We start from the raw sequence: 11,299 nt of genomic DNA, 5'->3' as shown, positions 1-11,299 counted from the left end.
GGCCAGGGGGGTGGTGCGGCCCGCGCGGACACCGTTGGCGATGACGACGATCTCGGCGAGCTCGTGCACCGCCACCACCGCCGCCAACCCCAGCACCCCGAACAACGCCAGCGGGATCAGCACCGTGATCAGAGCCAGCGACAGCCCGACGTTCTGCAGCATGATCGCTCGGGCGCGGCGGGCGTGGGCCAGGGCCTGCGGCAGATGCCGCAGGTCTTCACCCATCAGGGCGACATCGGCGGTCTCGATCGCGACATCGGTGCCCATGGCGCCCATCGCGATACCCAGATCCGCGGTCGCCAGAGCGGGCGCGTCGTTGACACCGTCGCCGACCATCGCGGTGAACCGGCCCTGACGCAGGTCGGTGACGATGCGGGCCTTGTCCTCTGGGCGCAGATCCGCGTGCACGGTGTCGATCCCCGCCTCAGCGGCCAGCGCGGCCGCGGTGCGGGCGTTGTCGCCGGTGAGCATCGACACCCGGCACCCAGCCGCGTGCAGACGGTCGATGACCTCGCGGGCCTCGGGCCGCAGTTCGTCACGCACGGCGACCGCGCCGATCACCCGGCCGTCGTCCTCGATCAGCACCGCGGTCGCACCGGCGTGCTGCATGCGTTCCACCTCCGCGGCCAGCGCGGCGGCCTCGATCCAGCCCGGCCTGCCCAGACGGGCCGGGCGGCCCTCGACGCGGCCGGTCAGCCCGGCGCCGGTGACGGCTTCGACCTCGGTGGCCGGGGTGACGGTTCCGGTAGCGGTGAGGATGGCGCGGGCGAGGGGGTGTTCGCTGCGGGACTCCAGTGCCGCCGCGACAGCCAACACCCGGCTGGGCTCGACGCCGTCGATGGCGGCGACGTCGACCACGGCGGGCTTGTTCGCGGTCAGGGTGCCGGTCTTGTCCAGCGCCACCTGCCCCACCTTGCCCAACGCCTCCAGGGCCGCGCCGCCCTTGACCAGCACACCCAGCTTGCTCGCCGCGCCGATCGCGGCGACCACGGTCACCGGCACCGAGATCGCCAGCGCGCACGGGGACGCCGCAACCAGTACCACCAGGGCGCGTTCGATCCAGGTCGCCGGATCCCCGAAGATCGCACCGAGGACCGCGATCGCCGCGGCGGCGATCATGATCCCCGGAACGAGGGGTTTGGCGATCGTGTCGGCCAGCCGCTGGGCCTCGCCCTTGCGGGCCTGTTCGGCTTCCACGATCCGCACGATCCGCGCCAGGGAGTTGTCGGCGGCGGTGGTGGTGACCTCGACCTCGAGCACGCCGGTGCCGTTGATCGACCCGGCGAACACCTCCGACCCGGGTCCGGCCTCCACGGGCACCGATTCCCCGGTGATCGCCGAAACATCCAGGCTGCTGCGGCCTTCGACGATCACACCATCGGTGGCCAGCCGCTCACCGGGACGGACCAGCATCCGGTCCCCGACCCGCAACTGCGCAGGGCTGACGACGGTTTCGGTGCCCTCGCGCAGCACGGTGGCCTGCTCGGGCACCAGCGACAGCAGGGCGCGCAGACCGCGGCGGGTGCGCGCGACCGCGTACTCCTCGAGGCCTTCGCTGATGGAGAACAGGAACGCCAGCATCGCGGCCTCACCGACCTCGCCGAGGATCACCGCGCCGATCGCGGCGATCGTCATCAGCGTGCCGACCCCGATCTTGCCCTTGACCAGCCGCTTCAGGGTCGACGGCACGAACGTGTAGGCGCCGACCAGCAGCGCGGCAGCTTCCAAGCTCAACTCCACCGCCCGCGGGCCACCGGCCCAGCCGGTGATCAGTGCCGCGACCAGCAGCACCCCGGCGACCGCGGCCGCGCGCAACTCACTGACCTCCCACAGCTTCTCCGGCTCCCGCTCCTCGACCTCACCGCTGCCGCTGGTGGGTTCGTCGGGGCCACAGCATGCGTCACTCATGCCCGCACCTCCATCGACACCTCACTGGTCGCGGTGGTGGAGTCGGTGCCGTAGTTCGGGCACAACGCCACCGCGTTGCCGGTCGCGGCCAGCAGCGTCTGCGCCGAAGCCAGCAGATCCATCAGCTCCGGGCGGGCGAGGCTGTAGAACACCTGCCGACCCTGCGGACGCCCCACCACCAGCCCACAGTCACGCAGGCACGCCACATGCGCCGACACCGTCGACTGCGCCAACCCCAACCCGGCCATCAGATCCACCACCCGCGCCTCCCCAACGCCAGCCGACGCACGATCGCCAACCGCGTCGCATCCGACAGGCTGTGGAACAACGCCACCGCCGGATCCAGGCCCTCCGCACCGGCCAGACATCCATCACCATGATTCATCGCCATAATCCGATGATAACTGTCATATCCGTTGATATCGACAGGTTGCGCGATCGATCGAGCAATCCGGCCGCACACCGACAGACCTATGGCCGATAACACCGAAGCCCCCAGTCGCAAAGTAGCCAGCCGGGTGATGAGGACCTCGATCAGCTGTTCGTCGAATCAGCTTCTAGCAAGGTTCGGCGGTACCGTCGGCAACGTCGCCGACGGAACCATCGAATGTCCCTGCCACGGCAGCAAATTCAGCATCACCGACGGAGCGGTCCTGCACGGCCCGGCCCGGGAACCGCTGCCCACCCGTACCGTCAGCATCGAAGCGACAGAGATCGTCGTCCTATAGAAGGGATGAGAACCGCAATACGCCGGAAAGGGGGGCAACGGTCGGCGGTTGACACTGGTCTCGAGTGTTCGGTCGCGCGGAGCCGGAGTTGCGGGAGCAGATCACGGCGATCACCAACCGGGCCGAGGCGTTCCACGGGTTCGCCGAGTAGCTGATGTTCGGCGGAAAGCTTCGGCCACCACGGACCCGACCAGCAGGAGCGGGGGTGGTGACGTTCAACGAGTTGGTCGCCAACTACGCGATCTTCCCGACCGCCCTGGACATCACCGACGCCGCCAACGCCTGGCCGCCGGGGGCCACCGTCGACACCGATGCTCTGGCCACCATCACCCCGTCGCATCACCCGCACCATTCGCGTTCCGGCGACGGGGTGCTCAGCCTCACCCCGCCCGAGGTGGTCCCGGTCACCCGGCTCGACCTCGAACCCCGCGCGCTGTTCCCCACAGGCCGGCTGATCAGGGGTCGCGGCGCGGGCATCCGAATCTCAGGTGTCGTGTCGTTCGAACCCGGCCGCACCGAAGACGTGTCGAACCGACCTGCCGGGTGGCTTCGACGGTCGCGGTCATCACAGGGCGCGGCCAGGAAATCGCTGCGCGCTGCCTCGTCGCCGGTTCGATCACCGCGACCGTGTTGGCGGCCGTCTGCCGGCGCCGGGCCCGGGGGCGACATCGCGCAGCCCGGCGCAGCGTCGGCGTGGGCTCAGGCCCTTACCGAGCCCTGGGCCGGCGCCTGTTCCGGTATACAGTGTGTTCACCGGATGGGCTTGCGCCGGTGTCGGTTCGGCATGCCCCTCCAGCGGGGGTCGATCCAGTAGGTGAAGCGCGAATGCCGCGACAGCGCCGATCACGGCGAGCCCCAGCCATACCGCCCAGTTCGCGCCGGTAGTGCGTGCGGCGCCGACGACCGCGCCGGTGGCGAGGTTGCCCGCGAGAATACCGACACCGACCACTGTGTTGTAGAAGCCGTGGTGAGTCGCGACCAGCCCTCTGCCCGCCAGTGACACGACGGTGTCCATCTCGAAATGAAATACCGCTGCCGTACCAATGGCCAGCAACGCGGCCGACACCAGCAGCGCCGCGACCGCGGCGCCTACCCCGAACCGGTCTCGTCCGGGAATAACCAGCAGCGGCAGGAACGACACGGCGAGGATCCCCATGCCGACGACCAGGCTACGCCCGGTACCCCACCTCGTCTCGAGCCATGCGGTGATCCGGAGTTGACCGGCCACCGCCACCACCCCGGACACCACGAACAGCGCCGACACCAGGGTCTGCGATCGTGCTCCCGCGATGAATTGGGCCTGCAACGGCAGGGCGAGATAGACCTGGAACGAGAGCACATACGAGCCGATCATCGCCACCGCGAAGGCCAGGAACCGCCGGTTGGCGACCACCGTGCGCCAGTCGTCGAGCACCGACGTCGGCTCGGTCGCCACATCGGCCCGCCGCGCAGGCAGCGCGAACAACTGCGCGACTGTCAGCGCCGCGAACACCACCGCCGCCGCGCCTGCGGTCACCCGGAAATCCAGCGCCATCAGCGCCAGGCCCACCAGCGGTCCGGCCAGGATGCCTGCCTGATAGAAGATGTTCAACACGGCGAACGCCTCCACCCGGCGCTCGCCCGTGTCGGCGGCGAGGTATGCGCGCACCGCAGGGTTGAACAGTGCACCGGCGAAACCTGTAGCGGCCGAAGCAATCAGCAATCCTGGCAGCGAGGTCGCGAACACCAGCAGCGCGAAGCCGCCGGTGCGCAGCAGACATCCCGCGACGATCAGTGGTTTGTAGCCGAGACGGTCGGCCAGCGTGCCGCCGATCAGGAACATGCCCTGCTGGGAGAAGTTACGCACCCCCAGCACCAGACCGACCGCCCACGCCGCCAACCCGAGCGGACCGGCCAGGTAGCCCGCCAAGTACGGCATCAACATGTAGAAACCCAGGTTGATGCCGAACTGATTGACCATCAGCAGCCGCGCAGCGAGGTCGAAGCTGCGGAAGTTTGGGAATACGGTCACGAGAGCGCCTCCTCGGCTCGGCGGCGCGGCTCGATGACGGTGCTGCATCGGGTCCAGGATTGCACCACCCGCTGGGTCGGGTGCGCGATGGTATCCGGTTCGGTCGGCGGGGCGGTGTCGAGCAGACCATGCTCGGCGCAGTATTTGTCGTTGTAGACGGTGTCGAAGTAGCGCTGCGGCCCGTCGGGAAACACCGTCGCGATCACAGTGTCGGCGTCATGGGTGCGGGCCGCCCATCCCGCGACCAAAGCCACGGCTCCCACGCTCCAACCGCCGCAGGTGTAGTGGGTGGCGGCGAGGGTGCGGCAGGCCCACACCGCCTCGGCCTGCGCCACCCAGTGCACCTGGTCGAAGGCGGCGTAGTCGACATTGGATGGGTAGATGCTCCAACCCAGGCCGCGCATCAGGCGCGGACCTGCGGGCTGGCCGAAGATCGTGGAGGCCACCGTGTCCACACCGATCAGCGTCAGATCCGGGTTGAACCGGCGCAGCACCCGCGCAACGCCGGCGGAGTGGCCGCCGGTGCCGACCGCGCACACCAGCACATCCACTGTGCCCAACTGTTCCACCAGCTCGAGCGCCAGGGGCTCGTAGCCATCGACGTTGTCGGGATTGTTGTATTGATCCGGGCACCAGGCATCGGCCTCCCGGTCGAGCAGTTCGGTGACCCGGTCACGGCGCGCCTGCTGCCAGCCCCCGGCCGGGTGCGGTTCGCAGACGAGATCGACGCGTGCTCCATACGCTGCGAGCATCTGCGCGACGATGGGTTCCATACCGGGATCGGTCACCTTCGTGTCGTGGATGCGGTTGCGCCGCATCAAGATTCAACAACCACTCATTTGCATAAATACATTGCTATGTATGAATGTATAGAAGATAGCAGTGGCACCGGTCGGACGGACAGAGCCCAGGGCCAGGCTCGGTGCCTGCTGTGGTGCTCGGTTAGCGAGGCTCGGTTTCCCGGGTCGGGATGTCGGGTGTGTCGCTGAATTTGCAGGCGCCACTGGGTCGGAAGGGCTCGGCCAGTTGAGCGAGGTAGGCGTCGGGGTAGTTCGGTTTGGCGGCCATGCCGAGGTCGTCGCTGGTGAACCTGCGCTGTGGGTCGAAGGAGAACGTGCCGAGCAGGTGATCCCAGATCAAGGTGAACAACCCGAAGTTGACGTCGCCGATCCCGGCCCATTTGAGGTGATGGAAGCGGTGGCCTTCGTTGAGGGCGAGCGCGTAGCGCAGCGGGCCGACACGGTAGTCGGCGTTGGAGTGCTGCAGCAGCAACTGCACCGCGATCAACACCGCGAGGACCTCGGCCACCACGGCGGGCATACCGAGAATCAGCAGCGGCGCCGTACCCGCCAGCAACTCGACACCACCGTGCAGGGGATGCTTCATCAGGCCGTTGAAGCCGTAGAAGCGACGCACGCTGTGATGAACGGCGTGGAACCGCCACAGCACACCGATCTTGTGACTGGCAAAGTGCACCAACGTGATTCCCACGTCGGTGACCAGCACCGCCAGCAGCACCTGCGCCAGCAGCGGCCAGGCATTGGGCCACAACGATTCCAACGGCGACAGCGCCGCCGCGATCGGCACCACCAACACCGTCAGCAACAACCCGCCCTCGTTGACAATGCCGTGGATCGTGTCGCGTCCGGCGTCGTCGTGCGAGGTGTTCCAGTCCCCGGTGTAGGGGATGATCCGTTCGACCGCGAAAGACAACCCGACTCCGGCCAGTACGAGCAGCAGCAGCCACAGCGGCGCTGCGGGAGTGCGGGCCAGCGCGAGCGCGGCCCCGCCGATCCCCAGAATCATCAACGGCACATACCCGTAGCGGGCCAGCCGCTGGCCAGGGGTGAGCGTGGGTGCAGTGATCGTGTTCATGGCATCGAGCTTGGCCGCCGATGCCGGGATCGAGCTTGAACGATTCGGCTGGGCTGGGTTCGACTACCCGGTGCCGAGACGGATATTTCTGGTCAGCGCGGACGGCGGCAAGCCGAAGGTGTCCCGGCACGTGCGGGTCAGGTGAGCGCTGTCGGAAAAGCCTGCGGCATGCGCGGCGGCGGTGAGGTCGTCACCGGCTGCGACCCGGGCGATCGCCGTTGAAATCCGAGACCACAACACGTATCGGCGTAGCGGCAGCCCGACTTGAGCGCTGAACAGGTGAGTCAACCGCGTCGTGGACAGACCTACCCGCCGCGCGACATCGCCGGTGCGGACCGGGCCGTATGCCAGCAAACCAGGAATCAGATCGAGGGCGGCAGTCACCGACGGATGACGACCGAGCGGGGCCGGGTCGGGCACCAACCCGGCGAGCAGATCGGCGACGCAATCACTCAACCGCCGATCCGGCCTCACAAGTACTGCGCCGAGCGGTGGTCCCCCGGTCCACCCGTGAGTGCGGCTGTGACGCTCGGCGGCCCGGCCTGCCGCCGATTCTGGTTCGAGAAAGACCGCGATCCCGAACTCGGCGCCGCGCTCGATCCGGTGCGCCGCATCCGCCACCACGATCACCTGCCGACCACGGTGCGCGCGACCTGCCTCGTCGACGACGACCATTTCGGTGTCGGAGACCATCACCTGCACCGCGTGGTGGGAGTGCGTGCCGGTCGGTCCGATCGATCCAGAGAACCCCAGCAGCCCTGGGCGGATCAGGGCACCGCCATGCCAAATGGTCTCGCTCATGCCCCGTCACCACCATCCAGACAGTGCCACCATCGGCGACGGCGCGCCGGTTGATCGCCATCAGTAGATGATAGCCATCGCGACGCAGGCATTCGGCGTCATGAGGGTGCCGTGGGGTGCCTCGGCGGCAGCGCTGCCGGGTGCGACGACAAGGCCGTGTCGATTCCGGTTCGATACTTGGCCGGAGTCGACAGTCCAGTCGTAGCGATGCCCCGTGTCTGGTGCGGCAGCGGCCGTGCGGGAGGGTGCGATCTTCGTACTTTCGCATCGAAATGGGTTGAATTCGGTACCGAGGTACAGGTTTAGCGTCGAGGTAGGCAGCGCTGATCCTCGGCGCTGGATCGCTGGAGGTGCAGGTCATGGCCATGCAGGCTTCGATTCGGGAGATTACCGACGCCGAGCTCGCCACCATCGTTTCGGGACAGCAGTCGCGCGCGGTGGTGGTCGAGTTCTGGGCAACGTGGTGTGGTGCGTGCCGGCGGTTGGCCCCGGTGCTGGAGTCCCTTGCCACCGAGTTCGGTGAGCAGGTGGAGATCGTCAAAGTCAACGCGGACCAGAGCCCCGTGGCCGTCGGCCGGTTCGATGTGACATCGACGCCGACGATGATCGCCTTCGTCGGCGGTGAGCCGGTCGCTACGATGATCGGCGCGCAGCCGGAGCCTTCGGTGCGCGCTTGGCTCGGTGAGGTGCTGGCATCGGCTGGGCCGCCCACCCAACGAGCCTCGTTGTGGGCGCCGGTCGATGCCTGCACCTTGCCCACTGCCGAACAGCCGCTGCGGAAAGCCGAGTTCGCCGGGCTGTTCTCCGCCGCGCTGCGCGGCGTGCAGCGGGTGTCGCCGACGCTGCTGCATCTCGAGCTCGACGCCACCGCCGAATCCACCGCCCGGGGCCCTGGCCGCGCGTGAATCCCGGTGCTGCTCATTCTTCTCCTTCACCTTCGCTGCCCGAGGCTCGGACGGGTTGTCGATGCAGATCGCGGTGCCCGAGGCCCGCGTCGATGTCCTCGACGGTCTGGCCGCGCAAGCCAGCGCGGCGAGGGCGGCGTGAGCGGGCTGCGTACCGGTCAGCTCGCCGAAGCGGCCGGTGTCAACATCCAGACGCTGCGCTACTACGAACGGCGCGGGCTGCTCGCCGAACCTGCCCGCTCGCTGGGCGGGCATCGGGTGTATCCACAACAGGCTCTCACTGTGCTGCGGGTGATCAAGGCCGCCCAGAAGCTGGGGTTCACCCTCGAAGAGGTCGCCGATCTGCTCGATTCCACCCAATTCGTCGGCCGCCGCCGCGTCGATGCCGGGCTGGCGGCGCGCACGGCCGCCAAACTCGCCGAGGTCGACGCGAAACTCGCCGAACTCCACGCTGTGCGCGACACCCTTGCCGCCGCGCTCGCTGCGGGGTGCGAGGACCTGCTGACATGCAGCGAAAACCTCGACTGCCCAATCCCTTTCACCAACAACACCGGTGTGACCGACACCGTCGGAGGCCGATGTGGCTGCTGAAACGACCAACAACCGCCGCTGGTGGGCACCTATAGGGCTCCGCGCATTGCTGTGCATCGGCTGTTGCGCGGCACCGCTGCTCGTCGCGGCCGGTGCGGTCTCGGGCGGAGTGGTCCTGACCAGTCTGTCCTGGCTCGAACCCCTCGGCTACGTCTTGATCGTCGCCGGGGCAGCCGGATTGCTATGGTCACGGCTTCACAGATCAGGCACCCGTCGCCGAAACCTCGAGCAGGTGCACAGACGCTCACCGGCGCTTGCCCGTTCACGCAATTCGCGGGGCCTGCTCGGGGTGAGGGCTTTTGCGGCCGGTGCAGACGTCGCGAGTCTTGGCCGCGGCGCTCCCTTCACGCTGGCGTCCTGGATCGTGCCCGCTCAAACTCGGCGAAGGCACCCATGACCGATAGCCGCAGCGTCGCCAGCGGCGAGTCCTCTCCGGTGAACATGAGGTTCTCCTTCACGAACTTCGTCCGCCAACTCGTCGAGCTTTGAGCGGGCGGTTCGCCACAACCCGGGGTGTTGGTGCTCGCCGCCGCGGTGGTCGCCGTTCTGGGGGTGGCCGCCGGGTGCGGTGACCTTGAAGGGTTTCAGGATACGAGAGTCGCTGTGTAACCCAGTTTTTCGATGGCCGCGACGATGTCGGTGGGAGTGGTGGTGCTGGTGTCGAGTTCGACCGTGCTGTGGCCTTTTTTCATGGTTGTTTGTGTGTTGTGGACTCCGGGGAGGTCGTCGAGGGTGTCGTCGATGAGCAGGGCGCAGCTGCCGCAGTGCATGCCTTCGATGCGGAATTCGTGTGTGCTGGTGGCCATTTCGTGCTCGGTCCTTTTGTGTGTCAGGCGATGGTGATGGTGCCGGAGTACATGCCCATGCCGCAGGTGTAGTCGAGCCGGCCGGGCTGTAGTACGCCCAGGTCTATGCGAGTTTCTCCGCTGGCGGGCAGGATCTTTTCGATGTCCCGGTCGGGGATGACGAGGTATCGGACGCAGCCGGATGCGTTGTCGGACTTGATCACCAGCGTGGTCGGGATCCCGGCGGCGGCTTCGATGGTGTGGGGGGTGTAGGAGCCGGTGCGGGCGGTGATCGTCACTGTCTGCGTGCCGTTGGCGATGGAGGCGGCTGCAGCGTCGGGTGCGGGTCCCGCGGGGCTGAGTGATGCGGTGATGCGGTTGGCCGCGAGTGGGGATCCGGCGAGTTCGAGTCCGCCGTTGAGGGTGTAGAGGCCCATGGCGAGTACCACCAGCCCGGTGGCCAGGCTGAGCTTTCCGCGCCAGGCGGTCGCGGTGAGGCGGGCGGCGTAACCGAGGACCGCGAATAGTGGTCCGGTGCCGAGGACGAAGACCGCCATGATCGCTGCGCCCTGCCATGGTGAGCCGGAGGCGAGCGCAAGGGCCGCGACCGACAGGGTCACCCCGCACGGGATGAGGATGGTGGCCAGGCCGAGCAGGGCGGGCGCGAGAGCGGCCTGGGAGCGGGCCTGACTGCGGACCAGCCTCGTCCAGGACGCGGGTGGTTCGATCACAATGCGGCGCAAGCCCGGGACCCCGAGTTGGGCGAGCCCGAAGGTGACGATCAGCACTCCGGCGCCGATCTGCAGCCAGGTGCGCATCCCGAGGGACAGTTGGACGGCGCCGCCGAGCGTTCCGAGCAGGGCGCCGAACAGGGTGTGGGAGGCGAGTTTGCCGGCGAGGAATCCGCCGACGGGGGTGAGGTCGTCGGCCAGCCGGGTCGACCACCGGGCGGGTGCGGCCGAGCCGGTGCCCTCGCCTGCGACGGTGGTCTGCGGTGCGAGCGCGGCGATCGTTTCGCTGGCTGTGCTGCGCTGACGGGTGATCAATCCGGTGAGCAGTCCGCCCTGCACGGCGGCACACGAGAGACCACCGGCGAACAGGCCGGTGGTGAGGATAGCGAGGAGATTCACGCAAGCTCCTGAAAGCAGAGGTGGGCAGAGGAAGACACGCGAGCGCCACCGACCGGGCCGCGGCGCGGGCCAGGCAGGTGGGCGGTGGTCTTTCCTATGTCCGGAGCACGCAGAGTTGCGCGAGGGTGGGTGCGCGAGGTAGCGCGGCGCGAGCCGCGCGGGTGGGCCCGGCTCGAATGGGTATGGCCGCCGTCGCCGTGGCTCGCGGCGGGCGCAGTGTCGACACCGCCAGCCAGGTGAGGATGGCGACCATGCACGCGGCGAGTACACCGCCGAGCATCACGGGGTCGCCCGCGGCGTCGGCCGCGGTCTTCACGGCGTGAAGCGTGTCGGTGACAAGGTGGTCCACGCGGTCACCGGCGCTGGCGGTCGTGTCGATGGAGTGCACCCCCGCATGCGCCATCGGCAGCGCCGGCATGCCGTCTTTGCACTGGAGTCCGTGCATCAGCGCAATTCCCACGAGCGCCGCCGGCACCGCGAGCAGGCGCACAGGTATGCGACGCGAGGGCGGGGCGGCGGTCACCCCGCCGAGAGTACCAACCAACTACGGAGCCCTGTAGTAGGA

General features: G+C 68.2%; 10 protein-coding genes and 2 pseudogenes. 3 read left to right on the top strand and 9 right to left on the bottom strand.

Annotation, left to right across the window (positions count from 1 at the left end):
* Together HOV91_RS36515 and HOV91_RS40715 are read right to left on the bottom strand one after the other, a co-directional pair.
* Window positions 1-1,908, bottom strand: a 1,908-nt coding sequence (locus tag HOV91_RS36515; RefSeq protein WP_174189767.1) for a heavy metal translocating P-type ATPase, incomplete at its 3' end; no start/stop codon positions are given.
* Window positions 1,905-2,299, bottom strand: a pseudogene (locus tag HOV91_RS40715) (ArsR/SmtB family transcription factor). The pseudogene HOV91_RS40715 and the gene HOV91_RS36515, both read right to left, overlap by 4 nt.
* Before the next feature lie 82 nt (window positions 2,300-2,381).
* Here HOV91_RS40715 and HOV91_RS36505 point away from each other — a divergent pair.
* Entirely contained in the window at window positions 2,382-2,636 is a 255-nt protein-coding gene (locus tag HOV91_RS36505; RefSeq protein ID WP_043737286.1) for a Rieske (2Fe-2S) protein, read from the top strand.
* Window positions 2,637-3,252: 616 nt separating this feature from the next.
* On the opposite strand, the gene HOV91_RS36500 is transcribed toward HOV91_RS36505, so the two are convergent.
* From HOV91_RS36500 to HOV91_RS36485, 4 genes and pseudogenes are all read right to left on the bottom strand, one after another.
* Entirely contained in the window at window positions 3,253-4,695 is a 1,443-nt protein-coding gene (locus HOV91_RS36500) for an MFS transporter (protein WP_083888036.1), read from the bottom strand.
* Window positions 4,644-5,441: pseudogene (locus HOV91_RS36495) on the bottom strand (PLP-dependent cysteine synthase family protein); the annotation flags it as partial. The gene HOV91_RS36500 and the pseudogene HOV91_RS36495, both read right to left, overlap by 52 nt.
* Before the next feature lie 148 nt (window positions 5,442-5,589).
* A complete protein-coding gene (locus tag HOV91_RS36490; RefSeq protein WP_051047329.1) occupies window positions 5,590-6,522 on the bottom strand; it encodes a sterol desaturase family protein in 933 nt (310 codons plus the stop codon).
* 63 nt (window positions 6,523-6,585) lie between these two features.
* On the bottom strand, window positions 6,586-7,323 hold the full coding sequence (locus tag HOV91_RS36485) for a helix-turn-helix domain-containing protein (protein ID WP_043737283.1): 738 nt from the start codon (window positions 7,321-7,323) through the stop codon (window positions 6,586-6,588).
* 359 nt (window positions 7,324-7,682) lie between these two features.
* Here HOV91_RS36485 and HOV91_RS40345 point away from each other — a divergent pair, with 359 nt between their 5' ends.
* Together HOV91_RS40345 and HOV91_RS36470 are read left to right on the top strand one after the other, a co-directional pair.
* A complete protein-coding gene (locus tag HOV91_RS40345; protein WP_063711432.1) occupies window positions 7,683-8,228 on the top strand; it encodes a thioredoxin family protein in 546 nt (181 codons plus the stop codon).
* Window positions 8,229-8,366: 138 nt separating this feature from the next.
* The gene (locus tag HOV91_RS36470) at window positions 8,367-8,819 is read left to right on the top strand and encodes a MerR family transcriptional regulator (protein ID WP_043737281.1); all 453 of its coding nucleotides are present in this window, start codon (window positions 8,367-8,369) and stop codon (window positions 8,817-8,819) included.
* A 584-nt stretch (window positions 8,820-9,403) separates the two neighbouring features.
* On the opposite strand, the gene HOV91_RS36465 is transcribed toward HOV91_RS36470, so the two are convergent.
* The 3 genes from HOV91_RS36465 to HOV91_RS36455 all read right to left on the bottom strand — a co-directional run bounded on the left by HOV91_RS36465 (window position 9,404) and on the right by HOV91_RS36455 (window position 11,257).
* Complete coding sequence (locus HOV91_RS36465; protein ID WP_043737279.1) at window positions 9,404-9,625, bottom strand: heavy-metal-associated domain-containing protein; 222 nt, start codon at window positions 9,623-9,625, stop codon at window positions 9,404-9,406.
* A gap of 23 nt (window positions 9,626-9,648) precedes the next feature.
* The gene (locus tag HOV91_RS36460; RefSeq protein WP_043737277.1) at window positions 9,649-10,734 is read right to left on the bottom strand and encodes an urease accessory protein UreH domain-containing protein; all 1,086 of its coding nucleotides are present in this window, start codon (window positions 10,732-10,734) and stop codon (window positions 9,649-9,651) included.
* Between the two features lie 94 nt (window positions 10,735-10,828).
* A complete protein-coding gene (locus tag HOV91_RS36455) occupies window positions 10,829-11,257 on the bottom strand; it encodes a hypothetical protein (RefSeq protein ID WP_174189766.1) in 429 nt (142 codons plus the stop codon).
* Between the last annotated feature and the right edge of the window lie 42 nt (window positions 11,258-11,299).

The sequence above is a fragment of the Nocardia barduliensis genome (genome assembly GCF_013315795.1).
GTDB classification, from domain to species: domain Bacteria; phylum Actinomycetota; class Actinomycetes; order Mycobacteriales; family Mycobacteriaceae; genus Nocardia; species Nocardia barduliensis.
Note: the sequence above shows the minus strand (reverse complement) of the source record. Positions and strands in the feature narration are given on the sequence as shown.

Excerpts from the sequence above, each read along its gene's own strand:
- HOV91_RS36485 (WP_043737283.1), bottom strand. The coding sequence starts at position 7,323 with ATGAGCGAGACCATTTGGCATGGCGGTGCCCTGATCCGCCCAGGGCTG.
- HOV91_RS36505 (WP_043737286.1), top strand. The coding sequence starts at position 2,382 with ATGGCCGATAACACCGAAGCCCCCAGTCGCAAAGTAGCCAGCCGGGTG.
- HOV91_RS40345 (WP_063711432.1), top strand. The coding sequence starts at position 7,683 with ATGGCCATGCAGGCTTCGATTCGGGAGATTACCGACGCCGAGCTCGCC.
- HOV91_RS36465 (WP_043737279.1), bottom strand. The coding sequence starts at position 9,625 with ATGGCCACCAGCACACACGAATTCCGCATCGAAGGCATGCACTGCGGC.
- HOV91_RS36500 (WP_083888036.1), bottom strand. The coding sequence starts at position 4,695 with ATGCAGCACCGTCATCGAGCCGCGCCGCCGAGCCGAGGAGGCGCTCTC.
- HOV91_RS36490 (WP_051047329.1), bottom strand. The coding sequence starts at position 6,522 with ATGAACACGATCACTGCACCCACGCTCACCCCTGGCCAGCGGCTGGCC.